This window comes from Pseudomonas sp. ACM7 (genome assembly GCF_004136015.1).
In the GTDB taxonomy this organism is placed as follows: domain Bacteria; phylum Pseudomonadota; class Gammaproteobacteria; order Pseudomonadales; family Pseudomonadaceae; genus Aquipseudomonas; species Aquipseudomonas frigoris.
In genome coordinates this window covers 1810585-1834642 of sequence record NZ_CP024866.1, presented here as the reverse complement: position 1 = coordinate 1834642, position 24058 = coordinate 1810585, and the positions used below count along the sequence as shown (strand labels likewise).

At 59.7% G+C, this 24058-nt stretch carries 24 protein-coding genes and 1 pseudogene; 14 read left to right on the top strand and 11 right to left on the bottom strand.

Annotated features, from left to right (window positions below; all coding sequences use genetic code 11):
- Position 1 precedes the first annotated feature (1 nt).
- Together CUN63_RS08745 and mmsB are read left to right on the top strand one after the other, a co-directional pair.
- Positions 2-1528: a CoA-acylating methylmalonate-semialdehyde dehydrogenase gene (locus tag CUN63_RS08745; RefSeq protein WP_129438714.1), complete on the top strand. Its 1527-nt coding sequence runs from the start codon at positions 2-4 to the stop codon at positions 1526-1528.
- 10 nt (positions 1529-1538) lie between these two features.
- Positions 1539-2426 carry a 3-hydroxyisobutyrate dehydrogenase gene (gene mmsB, locus CUN63_RS08740; protein ID WP_129438712.1) on the top strand — a complete coding sequence of 296 codons (888 nt, stop codon included), beginning with the start codon at positions 1539-1541 and terminating at the stop codon, positions 2424-2426.
- A 160-nt stretch (positions 2427-2586) separates the two neighbouring features.
- Here the strand turns inward: mmsB and CUN63_RS08735 are convergent, their stop codons facing one another.
- The 4 genes from CUN63_RS08735 to CUN63_RS08720 all read right to left on the bottom strand — a co-directional run bounded on the left by CUN63_RS08735 (position 2587) and on the right by CUN63_RS08720 (position 4964).
- Positions 2587-2931 (bottom strand): cupin domain-containing protein, encoded by a 345-nt coding sequence (locus CUN63_RS08735; RefSeq protein ID WP_007946320.1) that lies wholly within the window; start codon positions 2929-2931, stop codon positions 2587-2589.
- Positions 2932-3040: 109 nt separating this feature from the next.
- On the bottom strand, positions 3041-3412 hold the full coding sequence (locus tag CUN63_RS08730; RefSeq protein WP_129438710.1) for a MerR family transcriptional regulator: 372 nt from the start codon (positions 3410-3412) through the stop codon (positions 3041-3043).
- Positions 3413-3458: 46 nt separating this feature from the next.
- Entirely contained in the window at positions 3459-4034 is a 576-nt protein-coding gene (locus tag CUN63_RS08725) for an NAD(P)H-dependent oxidoreductase (RefSeq protein WP_129438708.1), read from the bottom strand.
- Positions 4035-4079: 45 nt separating this feature from the next.
- Complete coding sequence (locus CUN63_RS08720) at positions 4080-4964, bottom strand: LysR substrate-binding domain-containing protein (RefSeq protein ID WP_129438706.1); 885 nt, start codon at positions 4962-4964, stop codon at positions 4080-4082.
- A 221-nt stretch (positions 4965-5185) separates the two neighbouring features.
- Here CUN63_RS08720 and CUN63_RS08715 point away from each other — a divergent pair, with 221 nt between their 5' ends.
- Positions 5186-5950 (top strand): sulfite exporter TauE/SafE family protein, encoded by a 765-nt coding sequence (locus tag CUN63_RS08715; RefSeq protein WP_129438704.1) that lies wholly within the window; start codon positions 5186-5188, stop codon positions 5948-5950.
- Here CUN63_RS08715 and CUN63_RS08710 read toward each other — a convergent pair.
- A pseudogene (locus tag CUN63_RS08710) lies at positions 5940-6122 on the bottom strand (putative quinol monooxygenase); the annotation flags it as partial. The gene CUN63_RS08715 and the pseudogene CUN63_RS08710 sit on opposite strands and share 11 nt — an antisense overlap.
- Positions 6123-6224: 102 nt before the next feature.
- On the opposite strand from CUN63_RS08710, the gene CUN63_RS08705 reads away from it, so the two are divergent.
- The 3 genes from CUN63_RS08705 (at position 6225) to CUN63_RS08695 (ending at position 8897) form a co-directional block, all read left to right on the top strand.
- The gene (locus CUN63_RS08705) at positions 6225-7136 is read left to right on the top strand and encodes a LysR family transcriptional regulator (protein WP_129438702.1); all 912 of its coding nucleotides are present in this window, start codon (positions 6225-6227) and stop codon (positions 7134-7136) included.
- 103 nt (positions 7137-7239) lie between these two features.
- The gene (locus CUN63_RS08700; protein ID WP_129438700.1) at positions 7240-8133 is read left to right on the top strand and encodes an NAD-dependent epimerase/dehydratase family protein; all 894 of its coding nucleotides are present in this window, start codon (positions 7240-7242) and stop codon (positions 8131-8133) included.
- Between the two features lie 146 nt (positions 8134-8279).
- Positions 8280-8897 (top strand): Fic family protein, encoded by a 618-nt coding sequence (locus tag CUN63_RS08695; protein ID WP_129438698.1) that lies wholly within the window; start codon positions 8280-8282, stop codon positions 8895-8897.
- A gap of 33 nt (positions 8898-8930) precedes the next feature.
- On the opposite strand, the gene CUN63_RS31670 is transcribed toward CUN63_RS08695, so the two are convergent.
- Positions 8931-9092: a hypothetical protein gene (locus tag CUN63_RS31670; protein ID WP_165353241.1), complete on the bottom strand. Its 162-nt coding sequence runs from the start codon at positions 9090-9092 to the stop codon at positions 8931-8933.
- Positions 9093-9261: 169 nt separating this feature from the next.
- Between CUN63_RS31670 and CUN63_RS08690 the strand changes: the two genes are divergently transcribed.
- The 5 genes from CUN63_RS08690 to CUN63_RS08670 all read left to right on the top strand — a co-directional run bounded on the left by CUN63_RS08690 (position 9262) and on the right by CUN63_RS08670 (position 15084).
- Positions 9262-10707, top strand: a complete 1446-nt coding sequence (locus CUN63_RS08690) for a SulP family inorganic anion transporter (protein WP_129438696.1) — start codon at positions 9262-9264, stop codon at positions 10705-10707.
- 203 nt (positions 10708-10910) lie between these two features.
- Positions 10911-12260: a GntP family permease gene (locus CUN63_RS08685; protein ID WP_008149082.1), complete on the top strand. Its 1350-nt coding sequence runs from the start codon at positions 10911-10913 to the stop codon at positions 12258-12260.
- A gap of 15 nt (positions 12261-12275) precedes the next feature.
- Positions 12276-13136, top strand: coding sequence for a MurR/RpiR family transcriptional regulator (locus CUN63_RS08680; protein WP_129438694.1), 861 nt, complete (start codon positions 12276-12278; stop codon positions 13134-13136).
- A 1-nt stretch (position 13137) separates the two neighbouring features.
- Positions 13138-14595, top strand: coding sequence for an amidohydrolase family protein (locus CUN63_RS08675; RefSeq protein ID WP_129438692.1), 1458 nt, complete (start codon positions 13138-13140; stop codon positions 14593-14595).
- A gap of 120 nt (positions 14596-14715) precedes the next feature.
- Positions 14716-15084 (top strand): glyoxalase superfamily protein, encoded by a 369-nt coding sequence (locus CUN63_RS08670; protein ID WP_129438690.1) that lies wholly within the window; start codon positions 14716-14718, stop codon positions 15082-15084.
- A gap of 165 nt (positions 15085-15249) precedes the next feature.
- Here CUN63_RS08670 and CUN63_RS08665 read toward each other — a convergent pair whose 3' ends face one another.
- On the bottom strand, positions 15250-17169 hold the full coding sequence (locus CUN63_RS08665) for a methyl-accepting chemotaxis protein (RefSeq protein WP_129438688.1): 1920 nt from the start codon (positions 17167-17169) through the stop codon (positions 15250-15252).
- Between the two features lie 261 nt (positions 17170-17430).
- Between CUN63_RS08665 and CUN63_RS08660 the strand changes: the two genes are divergently transcribed.
- The 3 genes from CUN63_RS08660 to CUN63_RS08650 all read left to right on the top strand — a co-directional run bounded on the left by CUN63_RS08660 (position 17431) and on the right by CUN63_RS08650 (position 20261).
- On the top strand, positions 17431-18102 hold the full coding sequence (locus CUN63_RS08660; protein ID WP_129438686.1) for a histidine phosphatase family protein: 672 nt from the start codon (positions 17431-17433) through the stop codon (positions 18100-18102).
- A 26-nt stretch (positions 18103-18128) separates the two neighbouring features.
- Positions 18129-18962 (top strand): phosphatase PAP2 family protein, encoded by an 834-nt coding sequence (locus CUN63_RS08655; protein ID WP_129438684.1) that lies wholly within the window; start codon positions 18129-18131, stop codon positions 18960-18962.
- A gap of 366 nt (positions 18963-19328) precedes the next feature.
- Positions 19329-20261: a metallophosphoesterase gene (locus CUN63_RS08650; protein ID WP_256657684.1), complete on the top strand. Its 933-nt coding sequence runs from the start codon at positions 19329-19331 to the stop codon at positions 20259-20261.
- Between the two features lie 12 nt (positions 20262-20273).
- Here CUN63_RS08650 and rimJ read toward each other — a convergent pair whose 3' ends face one another.
- The 4 genes from rimJ to CUN63_RS32095 are packed head-to-tail and all read right to left on the bottom strand — an operon-like array spanning position 20274 to position 24055.
- Positions 20274-20840, bottom strand: coding sequence for a ribosomal protein S5-alanine N-acetyltransferase (rimJ, locus tag CUN63_RS08645; protein WP_129438680.1), 567 nt, complete (start codon positions 20838-20840; stop codon positions 20274-20276).
- A 57-nt stretch (positions 20841-20897) separates the two neighbouring features.
- Positions 20898-21920, bottom strand: coding sequence for a sensor histidine kinase KdpD (locus tag CUN63_RS08640; protein ID WP_129438678.1), 1023 nt, complete (start codon positions 21918-21920; stop codon positions 20898-20900).
- 9 nt (positions 21921-21929) lie between these two features.
- Positions 21930-23390, bottom strand: a complete 1461-nt coding sequence (locus CUN63_RS08635; protein WP_129438675.1) for an ATPase domain-containing protein — start codon at positions 23388-23390, stop codon at positions 21930-21932.
- Entirely contained in the window at positions 23387-24055 is a 669-nt protein-coding gene (locus CUN63_RS32095; RefSeq protein WP_256657683.1) for a hypothetical protein, read from the bottom strand. Before CUN63_RS32095 ends, CUN63_RS08635 begins: the two co-directional genes overlap by 4 nt.
- Positions 24056-24058 lie beyond the last annotated feature (3 nt).

The window sequence follows — 24058 nt, the reverse complement described above, 5'->3', positions numbered from 1 at the left end:
CATGAACGCATCGCTCACGCCAAACGAAACCACTGTCCAAACGGTAAAGCTGTTGATCGACGGCGAGTGGGTCGAGTCCCAGACCACCGAGTGGCACGACATCGTCAACCCGGCGACCCAGCAAGTGCTGGCCAAGGTTCCGTTTGCCACGGCTTCTGAAGTCGACGCCGCGATCAGCGCCGCCCATCGCGCCTTCCAGACCTGGAAGCTGACGCCAATCGGCGCGCGGATGCGCATCATGCTCAAGCTCCAGGCGTTGATTCGCGAACACTCCAAGCGCATCGCCGTGGTGCTCAGCAACGAACAAGGCAAAACCATCGCCGACGCTGAAGGCGATATCTTCCGCGGCCTGGAAGTGGTCGAGCACGCTTGCTCCATCGGCAGCCTGCAAATGGGCGAGTTCGCCGAGAACGTTGCTGGCGGCGTCGATACCTACACCCTGCGTCAACCAATCGGCGTTTGCGCCGGCATCACCCCGTTCAACTTCCCGGCCATGATTCCCCTGTGGATGTTCCCGATGGCCATCGCCTGCGGCAACACCTTCGTGCTCAAGCCGTCCGAACAGGACCCGATGTCGACCATGCTGCTGGTGGAACTGGCGATCGAGGCCGGTGTTCCGGCGGGCGTGCTCAACGTCGTTCATGGCGGTAAAGACGTGGTGGATGCGCTCTGCACCCACAAGGACATCAAGGCTGTTTCCTTCGTCGGTTCGACCGCCGTCGGCACTCACGTCTACGACCTGGCCGGTAAACACGGCAAGCGCGTGCAATCGATGATGGGCGCGAAGAACCACGCCGTTGTGCTGCCGGACGCGAACCGCGAACAAGCGCTCAATGCGCTGGTCGGTGCCGGTTTCGGTGCGGCCGGGCAACGCTGCATGGCCACATCCGTCGTGGTGCTGGTGGGCGCGGCCAAGCAATGGCTGCCTGACCTGAAGGCGCTGGCGCAGAAACTCAAAGTGAATGCCGGCAGTGAGCCGGGCACTGACGTCGGTCCGGTGATTTCCAAAAAGGCCAAGGCGCGGATTCTGGATCTGATCGAAAGCGGCATCAAGGAAGGCGCCAAGCTGGAGCTGGACGGTCGCGATATCACGGTTCCAGGCTTCGAGAAGGGCAACTTTGTCGGCCCGACCCTGTTCTCCGGCGTAACCCCCGAGATGCAGATCTACACCCAGGAAATCTTCGGTCCGGTGCTGGTGGTGCTTGAAGTCGATACGCTCGATGAGGCCATCGCACTGGTCAACGCCAACCCGTTCGGTAACGGCACTGGCCTGTTCACTCAGAGCGGGGCGGCGGCGCGTAAATTCCAGACGGAAATCGACGTTGGCCAGGTCGGCATCAACATCCCGATTCCGGTGCCGGTTCCGTTTTTCAGCTTCACCGGTTCGCGCGGGTCCAAACTCGGCGACCTCGGTCCGTATGGCAAGCAAGTGGTGCAGTTCTACACTCAGACCAAGACTGTCACCAGTCGCTGGTTCGATGACAACAGCGTCAACGACGGTGTGAACACCACCATCAACTTGCGTTAAGGAGCCGGACATGAAAATCGCTTTTATCGGTCTCGGCAACATGGGCGCGCCGATGGCGCGTAACCTGATCAAGGCCGGCCACGCACTGAACCTGGTCGACCTGAACAAAACCGTTCTGGCCGAGCTGGAACAACTGGGCGGCAGCATCAGCGCTTCGGCACGTGAAGCGGCTCAAGGCGCAGAACTGGTGATCACCATGCTGCCAGCTGCTGTGCATGTGCGCAGCGTGTGGCTGGGTGAAGACGGCGTGCTGGCGGGTATCGCCAAGGGCGTGCCGGCAGTCGATTGCAGCACCATCGATCCGCAGACGGCGCGTGATGTCGCCGCTGCGGCGGCCAAGCAAGGCGTGGCCATGGCGGATGCGCCTGTGTCGGGCGGTACTGGCGGTGCGGCAGCCGGGACCCTGACGTTTATGGTGGGCGCTACCCCTGAGCTGTTCGCCACCCTGCAACCAGTGTTGGCGCAGATGGGCCGCAACATCGTCCATTGCGGCGAAGTCGGCACCGGGCAAATTGCCAAGATCTGCAACAACCTGCTGCTGGCGATCTCCATGGTCGGTGTCAGCGAAGCCATGGCACTGGGTGATGCGCTCGGGATCGACACAACAGTGTTGGCCGGAATCATCAACAGTTCCACCGGCCGTTGCTGGAGTTCGGAAATGTACAACCCGTGGCCGGGTATCGTCGAAACGTCGCCGGCCTCGCGTGGCTACACTGGCGGTTTCGGTGCCGAACTGATGCTCAAGGATCTGGGACTGGCCACTGAGGCGGCACGTCAGGCGCACCAACCGGTGGTGCTCGGCGCGGTGGCCCAGCAGTTGTATCAGGCGATGAGCCAGCGTGGGGATGGTGGCAAAGACTTCTCGGCAATCATCAACAGCTATCGCAAACCGCAATAAAACCTGTGGGAGCGAGCTTGCTCGCGATGGGGGCGGCACAGTCAACACTGGTTGTGGATGTTCCACCGCCATCGCGAGCAAGCTCGCTCCCACAAGTACGGCATGTTCCTATCGACATTTACCGGGAAATCACGTCGGGTGATCTCCCGGTTTTTTTGCATCAGGCAAACACGAAATACTTACGCACGGTTTCAACCACTTCCCACGTGCCTTTCATGCCCGGCTCAATGACAAAAATGTCACCGGCGCGCAGATGGATCGGCTCCTTTCCCTCTGGGGTGATGATGCAGTACCCCTCGCGGAAATCGCAGTATTCCCACTTCACGTATTCCACATACCATTTGCCCGGCGTGCAGATCCAGGTGCCCATGATTTTGCTGCCGTCTTCGCTTGTGTAGGCGTTGAGGTTGACGGTGTGCGGGTCGCCTTCGAGTTTTTCCCATTTGCAGGCGTCGAGTACCGGCAGTGGGTGGGTATCGCGAAGAACGGTAATAGGTGCGGTCATATGGACTCCGGGGCAGTGAACTAGAGAACTGAAGTCGCACCCTATAGCGCCCGTCCACCGGTCAGTTGTCTGTGCTCGACATTGAGCTGTCCAGAAACGCGCATTGCCCTCAAAGACTGTTCAGCGGGCAATCGAACCGGCTCCGTTCGAGGCTGGCTTCGAACTCGACCAATTGCGAATGCTGCTGCGACAGCGCAGCGATCCGTTCGCTGATTTCCAGCTTCTTGGCGGCGATGACCTGATGGGCCAGTTCCCACGGCATTTGCGGCCCTTGATGTCCGGCGAAGATCGACTGCAATTCCTTGAGCCTGAAACCCAGCTGCTGCGCGCACTTGATGAAGATCAGCAGGTCAACGCTTTGCTGGTCGTAGACGCGGTATTTTCCCAACCGCTGAGCGGCAGGCAGCAGGCCGATCGACTCGTAATGGCGGATGCTCTTGATCGTGGTTCCGGAGCGTTGCGCGGCTTGGCCGATGTACATGGAAAGTCCCTTTTCGCCGTGGTAGCCCGGTGCATTATCGGCAGTCTCAGCGGCTGGCGATAGCCTGGGCCTGCAGCAACCAGGTTTCACGCTGATCAGCGCTGGAGCCGAGAATCGGGCCAAACGTGAGCGTTCGTTGAGGTTCGATACCGCAAAAAGCCAAGGTGGTTTTGCGGATCTGATGCAGTCCAGGCATGCGATAGATCCAGCGGTAATACCAGGGGGGCGTGTCCATGGTCACCAGCAAATGGGCGCTGCGACCGTGCAGGAGTTTCTCGGGAAAGGCTTTGCCTTCGCGGTATTTGAACGCGAAACCCGGCAGGAACACCCGATCGAAAAAGCCCTTTAGCAATGCCGGAATTCCACCCCACCAGATCGGATAAACCAGCGTCAGGTGCTCGGCCCACACAATGTCCGCCTGGGCGCGGCGCAAGTCGGCTTCCAGTGGTTGGACCTGTTGATAACCTTCACGCAGCACCGGGTCAAAGTCCATTGCGCCCAGAAACAACTGGCGCACCTCATGCCCGGCACGCACCGCCGACTGTGCGTAACGCTCGGCGAGTGCGCCGCAGAAACTGTTGCTCGCCGGATGACCCAGAATCACCAGAATTCGTTTGCCCATCGTCTCTGTCCTTGAAGATGAAAGCTCAAGGGTAAAGTCTGCCCCTCAGGGGAGAGTCAAGGCGTGTAGCAAGGCCTTGGCGTAACCGGGCAATGCGGAGAAATCCCGCGCACAGAGCAACAGTTTGCGCATGGCCCAAGGTTCTCGCAGGGCGAGGCTCTTGAAGGATTGTTCTCCACGCCAGCGCTCAACCGCCGCGAGGGGCACGATCGCCAGCCCGGCCCCCCGAGCGACCATGCGCATCACACCCTCGAAACCGTCGGCACGGATGCGGATTTGCAGGCGTGATCCGGTGTGCAGCGCCTGTTCTTCCAGGTACACCGCCAACGCGCTGTTGGCGTTCAGACCGACATAGTCGTGGTGCAAGGTATCGTTGAAGCTCACGACACCTGCGTGTGCCAAGGGGTGATCGCCGGGCATTATCAGCACCAGCGGATCGTCGCGAAACGGGCGGGTCTGCAGGTCATCGGTGTCGACGACGTCAGAGACGATGCCCAGGTCTGCCGCACCTTGGCGCAAGGCGTGGGTGATGCGTGCACTGGGCAGTTCTTGTAGATCGATGTCGAGGTTGGGGTGGCTGCGCAGGAAGTCTGCAAGCAACTCAGGCAGGTACTCGGTGATCGCCGTGGTATTGCATAACAGTCGGACCTGGCCTTTGACGCCCTTGGCGTATTCGGCCAGGTCCTGTTGCATGCGTTCGGCCTGTTGCAGCAGGACGCGGGCGTGTTGCGCCAGAGCTTTGCCGGCCGGGGTCGGGCTGACACCGCGGCGACCTCGCTCCAGGAATTCGATCCCCAACGAAGCCTCCATGGCGCGGATGCGTGCACTCGCCGCCGCCAGGGACAGATGACTGCGAGCCGCGCCGGCGGTGATGTTGCCGCTGTCGAGGATATTCAGGTAGAGGCGCAGGTCGGTCAGGTCGAAGTGCATCGGCAACCTCTTGATCTGTGTTGTCTGGAAGGCCGCTATCGCGAGCAAGCTCGCTCCCACAGGTGACCGCGTCATCCGCACCGACTCGGTCCACTGTGGGAGCGAGCTTGCTCGCGATAGCGGCCTTCAAAACGACGAAGTTTTCAGCCTATTGCTTGACGAGAGGCTGCCTCAGTATATGGCAGATTTTCAAGCAGCCAATCCGGGCCCACGATAGCGCCATGAATACTCTCGCCGCGTTCTATCAAAACCTCGGTCTGGCCCTTTCCTTGATGGTCATCGCGACCTTTCTGCTGGCCGGCATGATCAAGGGCATGATCGGCCTCGGTCTGCCAACCATCGCCATGGGTCTACTCGGTCTGGCTATGGCTCCGTCGCAGGCTGCCGCACTGCTGATCATCCCCGCGACGCTCACCAATGTCTGGCAACTGGCATTCGGTGGGCATCTGCGGGGGTTGATCAAACGCCTGTGGCCGATGTTGCTGGCGATCTTCATCGGCACCGGAGCCGGCACGTTGTGGATCGGCATGGCGGGTGGTCATTGGGTCGTACGGGGATTGGGCGCTGCGCTGTTGCTCTATGCGTTGAGCGGGTTGTTTCTGCCGACCTTGCGTGTCGGCCGTCACACCGAGCGCTGGCTCGGTCCGCTTTGCGGCCTGTTGACGGGCGTCATCACCTCGGCCACCGGCGTCTTCGTGATTCCGGCCGTGCCTTATCTGCAAGCGTTGGGCTTGACCAAGGATGAACTGGTGCAGGCGCTGGGTCTATCGTTCACCGTCTCGACCCTGGCCTTGGCCGCCGGCCTGTTGTGGCGTGGCGCACTGGGCGGTGGCGAGTTAAGTGCGTCGTTGCTGGCGCTGATCCCGGCGGTGCTCGGCATGTTGCTGGGGCAATGGCTGCGCCAGCGGATCAGCGCCGTGCTGTTCAAGCGCGTGTTCTTCATTGGCCTGGGCGTGCTCGGCGGCCACTTGCTGATCAGCGGGTAGCGGACGACGGGCTGAGCATGTCGATGGCGCGGATATCGAAATCCCGTTCCAGGTACTCATCGCGCTGCTCGAGGAATTGCTTCATGTGCGGCAGGTTAGAGTGCACGTCCAAGTGAGCCTGGGACTGCCAGATCTCGTAGAAGATAAACAGCGTCGGGCGGGATCGGTCGCGCGCTATGAGCAGCATTTGACCGAGGTGTTCAGCCTGCCAGCGTAAGGTTCCTTTTGCCCCGCATCCAGCTACTATCAAGCCAGTTTTGAATGAGGGGCATCCGTGAAAGCCAGATCCGATGAGTTGCAGATTTTCGTCTGCGTGATTGAATGCGGGTCGATTTCCGCTGCGGCCGAACAGGTCGGGCAAACGCCTTCGGCAGTCAGCCGCACGCTGTCGCGGCTGGAGGCGAAACTCGATACCACGCTGATCAACCGCACCACGCGGCGCATGGACTTGACCGAAGAGGGCAAGTACTTCTTCGAGCACGCCAAGCTGATTCTCGATCAAATGGACGAGCTCGAAGAACGGCTGACCTCACGCCAACAAACCCCATCCGGGCGTCTGCGGATCAACGCCGCATCGCCGTTCATGCTGCACGCCATCGTGCCCTACATCGATGAGTTCCGCCGGCTCTATCCGGACATCCAGCTGGAACTCAACAGCAACGATCTGATCATCGATTTGCTGGAGCAAAGCACCGACATCGCCATCCGCATTGGCACGCTCGCCGACTCGACCTTGCACGCTCGATCGCTGGGATGCAGTCCGCTGCACATCGTCGCCAGCCCGGCGTATCTTGAAAAACACGGTGTACCGGCCGAAGTGGCGGATTTGTCCGGGCATACGCTGCTGGGCTTTACCCAGAACGAAGGCCTCAACCAATGGCCGTTGCGCTACGTCCAAGGTGATCGCTGGCCGATTCAGGCTTCAATCAGCGCGTCCAGCGGTGAGACGATCAGGCACTTGGCGCTGGAAGGTCAGGGCATTGCCTGCCTGTCGCACTTCATGACGATTGATGACATCCGCGCCGGACGTTTGCAGGTGCTGCTGGCGGATTTCAACAGCGGTTATCGCCAGCCGATCAATGCGGTGTACTACCGTAACTCGCAACTTGCGCTAAGGATTCAATGCTTCCTGGACTTCATCCAGGGCAAATTGGCGGCTTACGCGAACGCGGACTTCAAGGGCTGATTCGTGATCCCTGCGCAAGAGTGAATTGGGCAACGCCGTCTGTTTCCGCAGGCATCGGTCCTCGATACTGGCTGCATCACTTATTAACGCAGGGAGTTTCTCCATGAACGTATTCATTACCGGCGCCGCGGGTTTCATCGGCGGCTCCATCGCCACCGGTCTGGTCCAGGCGGGTTACAAAGTCACCGGCCTGGTGCGCAGTACCGAACAAGCCAATGAACTGAGTGCTCTGGGTATCACCCCGGTGCTCGGCACGCTTGACGACAGCGCATTGCTGGCCGAGCAGGCCCGTGCTGCCGATGCGGTGATCAACGCCGCGAGCAGCGACCATCGCGGTGCGGTGGACGCGTTGCTCGATGCACTTCGCGGTTCCAACAAAGTGTTCCTGCACACCAGCGGCTCGAGCATTGTTGGCGATGCGTCGGGCGGCAAATCCAGCGACGTTATCTATTACGAAGACAACCTGCCGGCACCTACCGTCGACAAGGCTGCTCGCGTGGCCATCGACAACCTGATCCTCGCCGCAGCAAAGGACGGAGTGAACTCGGCAGTCATCTGCAACACTTTGATCTACGGCCACAGCCTGGGCGTCAAACGTGACAGCGTGCAATTGCCGCGCTTGCTGAAACAGGCGCGTAAAAGTGGTGTGGTCCGGCATGTCGGTACCGGCCAGAACATCTGGTCCAACGTACACATCGAAGACGTGGTTTCCCTGTACCTGCTGGCGCTGACCAAAAACGTACCGGGCACCTTCTACTTCGTCGAAAGCGGTGAAGCGTCGTTCATCGACATGACCACTGCGATTGCCCAAGCGCTGAATCTGGGTGAGCCACAAGACTGGCCGCTGAAAGAGGCCGAAGCCGAGTGGGGTTATGAAATGGCCAACTATGGCCTGGGCTCCAACAGCCGGGTTCGCGGTAAAAAGGCGCGGGAGTTGCTGGGCTGGGCGCCGAAGCGGACATCGGTGATTGAATGGATTCGTGACGAGATGGTGTGAAGGTATTGAAACGAAATGTGACTGCGTTATCAGTCATCCAAACGGCGGCCCTCGGGTGGCCGTTTTTGTTTTCTGGTTTGATCAAACACCGTTCCCAGGCCTATGGTTGATTTCACAAGTGTGGACTAGGCCAGGAGGCTTGAAAAATGAACAATCGTTACGACGCCGAAGGGGCGCAAAGTACCTATGAACCGGGTTCGGACGAGCAGGTGTTAGCCAACAAACTGGGTATTACCGATCCGGAGGATATGGACGATGCTGAGTTGGTGCTGTTGGAAAAGTTGTACCAATCGGTATTACTCGAGAACTTGCCTGATCGGCAACTGACTGTTCAGGATCTGAAGGACTGGCACCGACGATGGCTGGGAAACATCTATCCGTGGGCGGGAGACGTGCGCTCGGTCAATATGGGCAAGGGTGGCTTCTTCTTCGCGGCTGTGCCGCAAATTCCCCGACTGCTCGGTGATTTCGAAAATGATTGTCTTGTCAGATTTACACCTTGTAGCACCTGTACCGACGAAGCGTTGATTGAGGCGATTGCCTTGACCCACGTAGAGTTCATCCTGATTCACCCGTTTCGTGAAGGTAACGGCCGCTTGTCACGGTTACTGGCGGATGTGATGTCCGTACAAGCGGGCCGCACGCCGCTGGATTACAGCACTTGGGAGGAGAATAAGGACGCTTACTTTGCGGCGATCAATCAAGGGCTCAACTGCAATTATGGACCAATGGAACATTGGGTTCGGCAAGCGTTGTCGGCATGAATGGTAAGATGTGCCGCACACCGAGCTCCTGTTTTACGGTGCAAGATTGAGATGCAGGAACTTGCAGGCTTTACTTTTTAGTTTGCGCTCGATCACTTCGATGCTCTGTCCCGTCTCGATGGCGGTAGAGCTGGCGATAGCGCGAATGACGGTATCGGAGTTCAGTTTTTTTCCGTTGCGACGCACAGTTGTCATTGACTTGGCTCGGTCGGGGAATGAGTGCCGAGTATAACGCTTATCGTGATGCTGAAAACTCCAGCCCGATCAGCTCGCTATCCAATAACTGGCCGGGTCGCCTTCAATTTCGTAACATCCGCACCCTCTTTTCCGGTCACTTCCTGCGACCTGTATCTTTGGGTAATCCATGAAACCAACACGTCTGCGCGCCGATACCCTGGCCGGACTCACCACGTCTTTCGCCCTGCTACCCGAATGCATCGCCTTCGCGCTGGTTGCTCACCTCAATCCATTGATGGGGCTTTACGGCGCCTTCATCATTTGCACCCTGACCGCGCTTTTTGGTGGGCGGCCGGGCATGGTGTCCGGCGCCGCTGGATCGATGGCCGTGGTGATCGTCGCTTTGGTGGTGCAGCACGGTGTGCAGTACTTGCTGGCCACCGTGTTGCTGGGTGGGTTGATCATGCTCGCGTTCGGGTTGCTGAAGCTTGGCAAGCTGGTGCGCATGGTGCCGCACCCGGTGATGCTCGGCTTCGTCAACGGCCTGGCGATCATCATTGCTCTGGCGCAGCTGGAACACTTCAAGAGCGGTGACGTCTGGCTCAGCGGCACGCCGCTGTACCTGATGGCGGGGCTGGTTGCTGTCACGATGGCCATCGTTTACTTGCTGCCGCGTCTGACGCGCGCCGTGCCGCCGGCGCTGGTGGCGATTCTGGGCGTTGGTCTGGCGGTTTATCTGCTCGGTCTGCCGACCCGCACCTTGGGCGATATGGCGCACATCGCCGGCGGCTTGCCGACCTTTGCGCTGCCAGACATTCCCTGGAACCTGGAAACCCTGCGCATCATCGCGCCTTACGCGATATTGATGGCGTTGGTCGGCCTGCTGGAAACCCTGCTGACCCTGAACCTCACCGATGAGATCACCGAGAGCCGTGGCTACCCGGATCGCGAATGCGTGGCGCTAGGCGCGGCCAACATGGTCTCTGGTGTATTCGGCGGTATGGGTGGCTGCGCCATGATCGGTCAAACCGTGATCAACCTCAGTTCCGGCGGTCGCGGTCGGCTGTCCGGTGTGGTGGCCGGCGTGATGATTTTGCTGTTCATCCTCTTCCTTTCGCCGCTGATCGAGCGCATCCCGCTGGCCGCGTTGGTCGGGGTGATGTTCGTGGTGTCGCAGCAAACCTTCGCCTGGGCCTCGCTTAGGGTGTTGAACAAAGTTCCGCTGAACGATGTGTTGGTGATCCTCGCGGTAACGGTCATTACGGTGTTCACCGATCTGGCCACTGCAGTGCTCTGCGGGATCATCATTGCGGCGCTCAACTTCGCCTGGCAGCAGGCTCGCGAGCTTTATGCCGACAGTCACCTAGAAGCCGATGGCAGCAAGCTTTACCTTCTGCATGGCACGCTGTTCTTCGCCTCGACTGCACCTTTCCTCAATCAATTCGATCCCGCCAACGATCCGCCCGTCGTGACGATCGATTGTCGCCACCTGAGCTTTGTCGACTATTCGGCCATCGCCGCGCTAAAGACGCTGCGTGAACGCTACGGCAAGGCAGGCAAACATCTGCGCGTGCTGCACTTGTCCGAACGCTGCAAGAAACTGCTCAAGCGCGCCCGCGTCAATCACGACTGAGACTGGCAACTGATCGTTCCCCCGCATGGGAACGATCATGTAAATAACTCCCCTTGATTTTCATAACCGGCGACCGCCCATACCTCAGCGCGACAACCCTTATCCCTCCACGAAAATTACTTTCACCTCGTTTGAAAATAACACCTCGAAATGTTTTATGAGTTTCACAACCCATTCGACGTGACCCTTTCGAGGAGTACCGCATGACACCGTCCTTCGGCTATTGGCTGCTGGTTTACGCCGCCATCGCCATCATCGCGCTGATCGTTCTGATCGCCCGCTACCGGCTCAATCCGTTCATCGTAATCACCCTGGTCTCCATCGGCCTGGCGTTGCTTGCCGGGATGCCACCGTCGGGCGTAGTGGGGGCGTACGAAGCGGGCGTCGGCAAAACGCTGGGCCATATCGCGCTGGTGGTCGCGCTGGGCACGATGCTCGGCAAGATGATGGCCGAGTCTGGCGGCGCCGAGCAGATGGCGCGTACGTTGATCGACCGCTTCGGTGAGAAAAATGCGCACTGGGCGATGGTTTGCATCGCTTTCCTTGTAGGACTGCCGCTGTTCTTCGAGGTCGGTTTTGTACTGCTCGTGCCGATCGCTTTCACCGTGGCGCGGCGCGTAGGCGTTTCGATTCTGATGGTCGGTTTGCCGATGGTGGCCGGGCTCTCGGTGGTCCACGCGCTGGTGCCGCCACACCCGGCGGCGATGCTGGCGGTGCAGGCCTATCAGGCCTCGGTGGGGCAGACCTTGCTTTACGCGATCCTGATCGGGATTCCGACCGCGATCATCGCCGGCCCCCTCTACGCCAAGTTCATCGTGCCGCGCATTCAACTGCCGGAAGATAACCCGCTGGAGCGTCAGTTTCTCGAGCGTGAACCGCGCGACAGCCTGCCGGGTTTCGGCATCACCATGGCGACCATTCTGTTGCCAGTGGTGCTGATGCTGGTCGGCGGCTGGGCCAATCTGATTTCCACGCCGGGCAGCGGCTTCAATCAGTTTCTGTTGTTCATCGGCAACTCGGTGATCGCCTTGCTGCTGGCGACCTTGCTGAGCTTCTGGACGCTTGGCCTGGCCCAAGGCTTCAACCGCGAATCGATCCTCAAATTCACCAACGAATGCCTGGCACCGACCGCCAGCATCACCTTGCTGGTGGGCGCGGGCGGCGGCTTGAACCGGATTCTGGTGGACGCTGGCGTCACCGACCAGATCGTCAGCCTGGCCCAGGTATTCCACCTGTCGCCTCTGTTGATGGGCTGGCTGTTCGCCGCGCTGATGCGCATCGCCACCGGGTCCGCCACCGTGGCCATGACCACCGCGTCGGGGATCGTCGCGCCGGTGGCCATTGGTCTGGGGTATCCCCATCCGGAGCTGTTGGTGCTGGCGACGGGCGCGGGGTCGGTTATCTTTTCCCACGTCAATGACGGCGGCTTCTGGTTGATCAAGGAATACTTCAACATGACCGTCGCCCAGACCTTCAAGACCTGGACGGTGCTCGAGACCATTATCTCGGTCGTCGCCTTCGGTCTGACCGTGGGCCTTTCTTATCTGCTTTAGCCGGAGCCGCCCGCCATGGACATCCTCTACCAGATCCGCGCCCGTCAGGATTCCTTCAGCGCGGGCGAAGGACGCATCGCTCGGCTGATGCTCGACGACGTAGGATTTGCCTCCGCCGCCAGTCTCGATGAACTGGCGCTGAGAGCGGAAGTCAGCACCGCCACGCTCTCGCGTTTTGCTCGTACGGTCGGCTGCCGCGACTTGCGCGATCTACGGCTGCAACTGGCCCAGGCCAGCGGCGTCGGCAGCCGTTTTTTGGACCCGGCGGGCACGCCCGAGCAGTCGGCGTTTTACGGGCAGATCGTTGGCGATATCGAGTCGACATTGCGTCAGCATCTGTCGGCCTTCGACGAATCACGTTTCGCCGACGCGGTAAAACTGCTGGGCAAGGCGCGGATGATTCACGCCTTCGGCATGGGCGGATGCTCGACCTTGTGCAGTGATGAACTGCAAGTACGGCTGGTGCGTTTCGGCTACCCGATTGCGGTGTGCCACGACCCGGTGATGATGCGCGTGACTGCCGCCAGCCTCGATGCCGAACGCGCAGTCATTGCCTGTTCGTTGACCGGCATCACGCCCGAACTGCTCGAGACCGTCGAGCTGGCGCGCAGCTACGGCGCACGAATTCTCGCCATCACCCGGGCCGACTCGCCCCTGGCGCAATTGGCTGATGTGCTGCTGCCGCTGCAAGGCGTCGAAACCTCATTCATCTACAAACCCACGGCGGCGCGCTACGGCATGTTGCTGGCCATCGACGTGCTCGCCACCGAGCTGGCGCTGGCCAATCCTGAAGACAATCAAGAGCGTCTGCGGCGGATCAAACTCGCCCTGGACGATTACCGCGGCGGCGACGATCACTTGCCGCTGGGAGACTGAAATGAAGTACGACACGCTGATTCGCAACGCCCTGATCATCGATGGCAGCAATGCCGCCGGTTATCCCGCCGACGTGGCGATTCTGAACGGCCGCATCGAACGTATCGGCGACTTGCACGATGCCAGCGCCACTGAAGAATTTGACGCCGCCGGCCGCGTATTGGCGCCAGGCTTCATCGACGTGCACACCCACGACGACACCGTGGTGATCCGCCAGCCGCAGATGCTGCCCAAGCTCAGCCAGGGCGTGACCACCGTGATTGTCGGCAACTGCGGGATCAGCGCATCGCCGGTGAGTTTGCGCGGTGATCCTCCCGACCCGATGAACCTGCTCGGCACCGCTGCTGCGTTCATTTATCCGAGGTTCAGCGACTACCGCGCCGCCGTCGAAGCGGCGAAAACTACGCTGAACGTGGCCGCACTGGTCGGCCACACGGCGCTGCGCAGCAACCACCTCGACGATCTGTTTCGTACTGCCACGCAGGACGAAATCAGCGCGATGCGCGAGCAACTGCGCGACAGTCTTGAGGCCGGTGCGTTGGGCCTGTCCACGGGGCTTGCCTATGCCAACGCGTTCTCGGCGTCCACCGATGAAGTGATGCAATTGACCGAAGAGCTGACCGCTTTCGGTGCGGTTTACACCACCCATTTGCGCAGCGAATTCGAGCCTGTGCTGGAGGCCATGGATGAAGCATTCCAGATCGGCCGTCATGCGAAAACACCGGTGATCATTTCCCACCTCAAATGTGCGGGCGCCGGTAACTGGGGGCGCAGTCCGCAACTGTTGGCGTCCCTTGAGCAGGCGGCGAAAACCCACCCGGTAGGCTGCGACTGTTATCCCTACGCGGCGAGTTCATCGACGCTGGACCTCAAGCAAGTCACCGACGCTCATCGCATCACCATCACTTGGTCAACGCCGCACCCTGAAGTGGGTGGCCGTGACCTGATGGACATCGCTGCTGAGTGGGGCGTGCCGCTACTTGATGCCGCCCGACGCCTGCAACCGGCCGGTGCGGTGTACTACGGAATGGACGAGGCGGATGTACGAAGAATCCTCGCGCATCCGCTGTCGATGGTGGGATCTGACGGATTGCCGGAAGACCCGTTCCCGCATCCACGCTTGTGGGGTGCATTCCCACGCGTGCTCGGACATTTCAGTCGAGACGTAGGGCTGTTTCCGCTGCACACCGCCGTGCACAAGATGACCGGGTTGTCGGCGGCGCGATTTGGCTTGAAGGAACGTGGCGAAATCCGTGAAGGACATTGGGCGGATCTGGTGTTGTTCAATCCTGTGACGATACGTGATGTGGCGGATTTCAATGATCCGCAACGGGCGGCGGAAGGTATCGATGGGGTGTGGGTCAACGGTGTGTTGAGTTACAGCGAAGGTCAGGCAAACGGAAGAAGGGAAGGGCGGTTTCTGGCGCGGCAAGGGGACTTGCGTGATGGGTTTCAGTAAACATTCCGAGTGCTGCGTCACAGTGATGGCACATTGAGACTAAAGAAAGCCATCGCCAAGCCGAAGCGCTGACATCTCGCCCAGCTACACTCTGGGCCTTATCAGTCTGGGAGCAACTCCATGAGCTTCGGCAAAACCACCCCGATCCTGCGGATTTTCGATGAAATCAAGGCCGTGGAGTTCTACGTCGACTTCCTGGGTTTCAAGATCGACTGGCAGCATCGCTTTGAACCCGGTTTTCCGCTGTACCTGCAAGTCTCTCGCGGCGAATGTGTGCTGCACCTCTCCGAGCACCACGGTGACAGCACGCCGGGCTCGGCGCTGCGGATTGAGACTGATGAGTTGGAAGTGTTCCAGCAGCAGTTGCTGGCCAAGGAGTATCCCTTTGCTCACCCGCAGATTCAGGCCATGCCCTGGGGAAGCCAGGACATGACGATCAGTGATCCGTTCGGGAATCGGTTGGTGTTTACCAATGCGATCAGTGTTTGAGAATGGGGTTAACAGCGAATCTCTCGTTTGTTTGTTAGATAGCCATCGCGAGCAAGCTCGCTCCCACAATGGTTTGCGTCGTTCCACGGTTAAGTGGTCGACGCCGATCAAATGTGGGAGCGAGCTTGCTCGCGATTGGTTCTTTCATTCACCGCAAAGTGAATGTCAGACCCGGAAGTGACTCACCATCATCTGCAACTGATTGCCCAACCGCGCCAGTTCAACACTGGACGCAGCGGTTTCATCGCTGGCGGCGGCGGTCTGTTCGGACACGTCGCGCACGTTGATGATGCTGCGGCTGATCTCTTCGGCCACGGCGCTTTGCTGCTCGGCGGCTGCCGCAATCTGCTGGTTCATCGACTGGATGTTGGATACCGTGCGGGTGATGTTTTCCAGTGACACGCCAGCCTTGCGAGTCAGCGCGACGCTGCTGTCGGTCAGGGCGCGGCTGTTGTTCATCACGGCGGACACTTGTTGTGTGCCGTTCTGTAGACCGGCCACCAGGCCTTCGATTTCTTCGGTGGATTTCTGCGTGCGCTGAGCCAGGCCACGGACTTCGTCGGCCACCACGGCAAAACCACGACCGGCTTCACCGGCACGGGCCGCTTCGATGGCGGCGTTGAGCGCCAGCAGGTTGGTCTGTTCGGCTACCGCCTTGATCACGTCCATGACGCTGCCGATCTTGTCGCTTTCCTGTTGCAGCACGCTCATGGCTTCGGTGGAGCGCGCCACTTCAGTGGCCAGGCGTTCGATCTGGGCGATGGCTTCGTTCACCACCTTGTCGCCTTCACGGGCTTCGCCATCAGCAGCGGCCGCAGCCTGGGAGGCTTGTTCGGCGTTGCGTGCGACTTCCTGCACGGTGGCCGTCATCTCGTGCATGGCGGTGGCCACCTGATCGGTTTCGATCTTTTGGCTGTTTACGCCGGCGCTGGTTTGCTCGGTCACGGCGGATAGCTCTTCCGCAGCGCTGGCGATCTGGGTGACGCCGTCGCGGATGCCGCTGATCAAGTCACGCAGGGTCACGCCCATGCGAGCGATGCCTTGTTGCAACACGCCGAGTTCGTCGCGGCGAGTCACTTTGACGTCCTGGGACAGATCGCCGCTGGCAATGCGTTCAACCACGGCCAAGGTGTCGCGCAGCGGGCCGGTAATCTGACGGGTGATGATCACGGCAGCAATGATGCCCACCAGCAACGCCAGCAAGGTGCTGATCAGCTGTAGTGTGCGAGCCTGGGCGCTTTCGACGTCACGGCGGTCGAGTTGGATCTGATACAGCTCATCACTCAGGGTCACGATGGCGGCGCCCTGGTCGGTCATTTCCTTGCGTGCCTGCACCGCATCGGTGTTGGCCGCTTTATAAGCCTGCAAGGCGCTGCGGTAGTTGGTCAGTGCGGTTTCCAGCTGACGCAGGGCATCTTGCTGGGTGTCGGCGAAATGCACGTTGAGGGGTTTCAGGCTGGCGATTGCCACGTCCAGTTGGCCGACGGCTTTTTGCTCGGTCTCGGCGTTGGTGGTCGCGGTGTAGCCGCGCACTTCGTAGCGGGCCAGCAAGAAGGCTTCCTTGGCCGCCGTGATGGCCTGGAATTGTTCGAAGCGCTGGTCGCTCAGAGGCATTTGCTGCACGCGGGTGTTGATGGCGTTGATCAGCGTGTTCGCGGTGTCGGCATTGGCGCCCATGGCGTCGCGCGCGCTATTACCGGTGCGGTAGGCGCTGCGCATTTTGTTCAGGGACGTCTTGTAGGCGTCGATGACGGCGCCTTGCTCTTTGAGCAGCTTGAGGTTTTCCGGGCTCTTGAATTTCACCAGCAGCGCTTGTTGCTGAGCGGAGAACGCCTCGAGCGTGGTCTGGACGTTCTGTGCGGCGGTTTCGTCGCCGTTGGTCAGCATGTATTGCAGGCGAACCACACGCAGCTTGGTCAGGCCGGCATTGAGCTGGGTGATGTCGCTCATCCAGTTGCTGCGGTCAATCAATCCGCCCAGGCTCGTCCAGCCGGTCAGGGCGAGGACGCAGGTCAGGGCCAGGACCAGGCCGAACCCCAAGCCCAGCTTCATGTTCACGCTGATATTGCCGAACCAGCTATTCATCAAAAGTCCTCCAGGAACGTTGTGCTTCTAGATCGTCGGTTGGCTGGAAGATTGTTGTTTTTGGTAGCCAGCAAGGTGTGTAGCAGGACTGTATCGGCAGCTATTGCGAGAGCTGAATGGTTTTTGTAGGACCGATGTGTAACAAGGCTTTTGTGCAGGTCTTAAGCTTTTTTTCACATACGTTTCACCGACTGCCGACGCCAGCCTCTTTACTCTCGCCGCACCGAATGAAAGTGATGCGTGCCGGCGAGGCGGTTTGATGTGGTATTGAGACTGAGTCTATTCGGGGTAAAACGCTCGATTGATCTGAGCCGTTTGGCCCGCTATCGCAATGCGGCTGTCGTGCTCACCTCGGCGCTGTTGGTGATTGCGCTGACGGTCTGGCTGTTGCATCCTGCCGCTGTACCGGACCTGGCCCACGGTAATGTGGCCGGCGCCCGGGCGTTGAAGGCCGATTGGGCCAAGGGCAACGTGATCGTGCTGGTGCGTCACGTTGAACGCTGCGATCACTCCAGCGCCGCCTGTCTGAACGGTAACGATGGCATTACCGAACGCTCTCGCAGTGTCGCGGTGGGTGTCGGTGCGCAGTTCGGACAACTGGGGCTGAACAAGGCCGACATCTACAACAGCCCCGTCCTCCGTACAGCGCAGACCGCTGGCTACATGTTCAACAAGGTCAGTGTCGGTGAAGAATGGTTGATCAATTGCAAGGGCACCATGCTGCGCGACGCTCTGGCGCACAAGGTGGCCGGGCGAAACCTGATTCTGGTGACCCACAGCGAATGCATGTCACAACTTGAGAAAGACCTCAAATTGCCGAGCGCTACCCTTGGCTACGGTGCTTCTTTGTTTATCTCGGCCGAAACGCCTCAGGCGCCCCGGATGCTCGGTGTCATCGAAGCCTCGGATTGGCACTCGGTGACCGCCGAATGAATTCACTTTCTGGATCAGGAAACACGATGTTGACTTCTTCCCGCTACCGCTTTTACTGGGTGAACTTCGGCATTCCGCTGGCCTGTGCGGTCGTGGTTTTCCTGCTGTTCGACCTGACCAAAATCGATATTGCTTTCAATGATCTTTTTTATGACCCGGTCACGCAGACGTTTCCGCTGGATCATATCCAACTGTTCGAAAAGATCACCCATAAATGGGCGCGGATCATCCCGAACTGGACCGGAGAGTTAGCGATCGTCGGCGCCTTGCTGTCGTTTCTCTGGCCGCGTTTGAAGGCCGAAAAGCATTCGAAAATCATCGCATTCCTGGAAAAAATCAAAGTCGCGCCGGTGCTTCGGTTCGCCAGCAAGCACCGTCGGGACTTCCTCTACGTGGTGTTCGCGTTCTCCATCTGCACCGGTGTGATCCACTACCTCAAGGGCCACACCAGCGTGTACTGCCCGATCGAAACGACCCAGTACGCGGGGAAAATCGAGCATAAGGAGTGGTATCAGAATTTCGATCTGCTGAAAGTTGCCGGCAAGGGTCGCTGCTGGCCGGGCGGGCACGCCTCGGGTGGTTTCACCATGCTCGCGCTGTACTTTGTGGCGCGCCGCTACCGCTGGCGCTATTCCAAAGCGATCATGTACGGCTCGCTGCTGCTCGGTTTTGTCTACGGCACGACGCGGGTTGTGCAAGGCTGGCACTACATGTCCCACACCTTCTGGGCCGGGATCTTCGTATGGCTGGCGTGTTTGCTGACAGCGCTGGCGTTCTATGGGCGAGCGCGGCTGGAGCAACCGGTGCTGCAAGCGCATGAGCGGCCTGAAAGCGTTGCACAACCTCAGACGGCTAGCTGATTCAAAAGACTTGAACGACAAAACCCGCCAACCCTGAAGAGAGTGGCGGGTTTTTTGTTGTCCGTCTTGTGGGGGGAAGTCAGGAGATTGCCTTCGCGAGCAGGCTCACTCCTACTGAAAAACAACGGGCTAAAAAACGGTATACGGGGCGAATTCTTAACAAAGTGTGAACAACTGGTGTGATCTATTAATAGCAACCCTTGCTTTCCCTTAATGCCTGGCTGGCCATGCCAAGTGAGTCCTTGATTGAAACGCCCCCCAATTTCATCACCCGCTGCAAAACGTTTTGTCCCCGGAAAAGCTGTTCGCAGGTTAAGCATCATCGCGGTCATCCTACTGATTGGCGCAGCGATGGTCGGGTACTGGATGTTTACACCGCCGGCGCCGTTTGTTCCGTTGAGCGGTCTGGATCCTTCCGCCGTGTCGATGATTGCCTTGGGCGACCAGGGCAGCGGCGATCTGCAACAGTGGCGAGTGGGGCAGGCCATGGAGCGAGTCGCGGCCAGAGACGGGCGGCTGGACATGGTCGTGTTGTTGGGCGACAACTTCTATGGCAAACCGCTGACCAGTACCCACGACCTCGGCTGGCAAATGAAATTCGAGCGCGTCTATTGGGGCCAGTGGCTGAGTCATGTGCCGTTCTACGCCGTGCTGGGCAATCACGATTACCCCAAGTCGCAAAAGGTCGAACTCGAATATGGCCGGCAGCGCAAGGGCTCGGGTCGCTGGCAGATGTCGAGCAACTTCTACGTCAAGGATTTCGGCAGCGTCGATGGTCGACCGTTGGTGCGAATGGTGTTCCTCGACACCTCGGCGCCACGGGAATCCTTTCAGCGTCAGATCGACATGCTTGACCAGGCCTTCCAGCAACCGGGACCGGCACCTGTATGGCGCATCGCGGCGGCCCATCACCCGGTCCGCAATCATGGCCAGCATGGTGAAGACGGTGAACTGGTCAACCTGTTGTTGCCCGCACTGGAACGCAACAAGGTCGACATGTTCCTGGCCGGGCACGACCACAATCAGCAACTGCTGCTACGCGCGGCCGAGCCAGCCTGGGTGGTTTCCGGGGCCGGGGGCCAGAAACTCTACGCCGTTGGCGCCGGATCGCAGGACACCTCGTTTGCCACCGCACATGCCGGTTTTGCCAAACTTGATTTGAATCCCAGCCAATTGCGGCTGACCTACTATGACGATCGAGGCAACCTGGAAACCGGTTATCGTTGGGACCGGGATTGTCAGTGGATGGCCAAAGGCTGCCTGTTGCCCGACGTTGCGCAAAAGGTGGTCGTGCAATAACACGATGAGCGCTTAGCGGTACCCGGCATTCGGCGCCGGGTTGATCAACGCTGTCAGCACATGATCCTGCCAGCGCCCGGCGATACTCAGGTAGGCCTTGGCATAGCCCTCACGTTCAAATCCCAGGCGCTGCAGCAGCCGCGCACTGCGTTCATTGCCAGGGATGTAATTGGCCATGATCCGGTGCAGCTTCTGCTCATCGAACATGTAGCCGATTCCCGCTTCCAGTGCTTCCTGCATCAAGCCGCGGCCCTGATGAGATTCGTCGATGTGGTAACCGAGATAGCAGGCCTGAAACGCCCCGCGAGTGATGCCGCTGAAGTTGCAGGCGCCGATCATCTGGCCGTTGTCCGGATCCAGGAGCGCGAAATGCACCGCCAGACCGGCCTGGAAAGCACTGGCTTGCACCTCAAGGCGCGGGCGGATGCGTTCAGGGCTGTGGTAATCGGCGGGACGAATCGGTGACCACCGGGCGAGATGCCTCTGGTTGCGCCGGTAGAAGTCGCTTTCCAGCGCCGCCTGTTCAGGGGCGAGCACCACTAGCGTCAAGCGTTTACAGGGCAGGGACAACAGCGGCATAGGGCGCTCCGGTTCACGGGGATCGTCGCGCAAGCATTGCGTGGCCAGCGGGAAAACTCAAATCGCCAGCGGCAATGTCACGATGAAGGTGCTGCCTTTGCTGTCACCGTCACTCATGCCGATCACGGTGCCGCCATGGGCTTCTACCAGCTCGCGCACCACCGTCAGGCCAATGCCGAGGCCCTCGCCATTGAAACCGACCGCGTGAACGTCCTGGACAAAGGGCTCGAAGATAAAGGGCAGCGCTTTGGCGGAAATACCGATGCCGTCATCGCAAATGCTCATCTGCAGCACGTCGGCTTCAGCGGTCACCGACAGCGTGACATTGCCGTGCGCCGGTGTGTATTTGGCCGCGTTGCCCAGCAGGTTGCCGAGAATCTGCGTGAGGCGCACCGGGTCACCATTCACCGCCAACGCGCACTCGGGCAGTTCAGCGGTGAAGTGCAAATGGTGAGCCGTCATCACCGGGCTACAAACGTCGATGGCCTGATGGATGATCTGCACCATATCCACGATTTCGCAATCGAGGCGCAGCTTGCCGGTGCTGGCGCGGGAGACGTCGAGCAAATCGTCCACCAGCCGCGACATGTGCTGCACCTGGCTTTCGATCAACGCCTGCATGCGCGGCAGTTCCTCACTGGGCACGCGCACCAGACGTCCGGCGATCATGCTGATGGGCGTCAGCGGGTTGCGCAGTTCGTGGGCCACCAGGGTGAGGATGTTGCGTTGTTGTTCCAGCGTGTGTTCGGCCGTGGCTTGCAGGTCTTGCGCGCTGAGGGCCGCGATCACCAATTGCGCGTTGGCTTCACGCATCTCCAGGAACAGTCGTTGTTCTTCGTGCGTGCGTTTTGGTGTTTCTGCATCGGACTGCGCCAGCAAAATCGCCAGCACCAATTGCTGATTGGCCTCGATCAGTTGCTCGACCTGCTGGCTATCGACCAGCCGGGTGTTGGCGTCGCTCAGCTCTTTTTGCAGCGCCGCCAGCACTGCCCGTGCCTCAACAGTTTTCTGGCCGAGCAGGAACAGTTCGCGAGCGGCAGTGGCCATCGCTTGCTCGTTCTTGCCATTGGCCTCACTCATGGTTTTTGCTCATCCGTCGTCTTTGCCCAAACGCTGCCGGGTAGGTCGGCCGCCGAGTAAGCCTTCCTGGTCTGGCAACATCTCGCCGATCTGTAAACCGTTATTGTCGATGTGGTACTGGCGTAACTCATCGGAGTGAGCGCTGGCCCGCACCTTGACCACGGCCATGATGCGCAGCAAACGGCTCTGCACTTCAATGTAGCGCTGAACGATGATGGCGTCGGTGAGAAATGCCGTGCCGTAAGGGCTGAAACGCAGGTCGGTGTAGCGGTCTTCCAGCTCTGAGGTCATCAACACGCTGACCCCGGCGCTCGTCAACGCAGTGACCATGCGCGACAGCGACTCGCGAAAGTCTTCGCGGAAGGTCGGCGCCAGCGCCAGTTCGAAACCCGACAATGAATCGATCACCACACGGGTGGCTTTCAGCCGGCTGATCTCGCTGAGCAGCAATTGCACGATCTCGTCGATGGACAGGTCCGGGGCCCGGCTGTCCACCAGACCGACCTGTCCGCTCTGGATCAGGCCCGTTAGGGTGGCGTTCTGGGAGTGATTAGGCCGTTGTTCAAACACCGCGATCACACCGGTTTCGCCATTACGCGCGCCTTCGGCCAGGAAGGTGGACGCCAGAATGCTTTTGCCCGAGCCTGATGGCCCGGCCACCAGCAAGGAATAACCACGGGGCAGGCCACCGCCCAGCATCTCGTCGAGCTGTGGCACGCCCATTTTCAGGCGCTTGATGGGGAACTCCAGCGGTGCTTCAACCGGTTTTAGGGCCGCAGGCGCAAAGACCTTGATCCCCGACGTCGCGATACGGAAGGTGTGCAGCCCTGGCAGCGTCGGCTGGCCGCGCATCTTCATGATTTCCATCTTGCGCACCATGGAATTGCGCTGAACGCTCTGGCGCAGCCAGATCAAGCCATCGGCCACGGTGAAGATCGGGTTGGTGTCGGTTTCGGTGAAGTATTCGCCAATCAGGAAGGTCGTGGCCTGCCAGGTGGTCATCAACATGCCCAGTTGCTGAACGAACTGCGGCAGGTTGTTGTTGGGGTTGTCCTGGGTCTGGCTCGCCAGGACCACCGAACGGAACGAGTCGACGAATACCAGTGACGGGGAGTGAGCCTCCACCTCGCTGACGATACGTCGCAGCACTTCGTCCAGATTCCCGGCCAGGGTGTCGTCAGCCAGGTTGACGTAGCGGATCGACTGGTTGATCGCTTCGCTGTCGAAAAAGTCGAATTGCTGCTGGTAACGCAGCATCTTCAGCGGCGGCTCGCCCAGCACCGTAAAAAACAGCGCCGGGCGCTCGGGCGTCGCCAGGGCGAACATCATCTGATGCGCCAGGGTGGTTTTGCCACAGCCAGGCGGACCTGCGATCAGGTTGAACGAAAACTCCGGCAATCCTCCGCCCAGCACCTCGTCCAGTCCTGGCACGCCGGTGGCCAGGCGGTTGATAGTCACTTTGGTGCTCATGGCGAAATTTCCTGCGAAGGGGTGTCGCTCAAAGAAGGTTCCCACACGCCACGAAGCAAACGTGCGGTGAGCGAGGGCCCGATCAGCATGGTCAGCAGCTCGTAAAACGTGGTCAGCAACACTTCACCGAAAAACAGCGCATCGGCATCGCTTTGCTCAACGAGTACGGACTTGAGGGCCGTCAGATCCAGGGAGGCCGCCTGCACACTGTCATAGGTGCCGGCCAAACGCGGATGGCTGGAGGCGCACAGATGAAGGCTGCGGCGATAAAGCGCGACAACCCCTTGCTGGCCAATGATGGGCGTGAGGGCTGCGTCCATATCCTGCAATATTGATGCGATCGCTTGCGCGACTGTTGCAATGTCAGCGTTGGGGCCAACGCGGTGCGCCAGAGAAGCTACGATCTGGCGGCTCTCATCGCTTAGCGTGGACATGGCTAACTGATATCTGATGGACAGTGCTTGATGGTACACCCTATGGCGGTGTCGGGAGTGGTTTGCGTCAGGGGATTGCAGCAGGGCCCGAAAAACGGACTCTTTAGTGCATGGGCAAACAAAACAGCAGGCAAAAAAAAGCCCGCGGGAGGGCGGGCAAACCGTAGTTTCTTGAATGAGCGAGCGCAATGTACCCGTTGGTGAAAGGTCATGGGGTGAAGAAAAATTCATGTC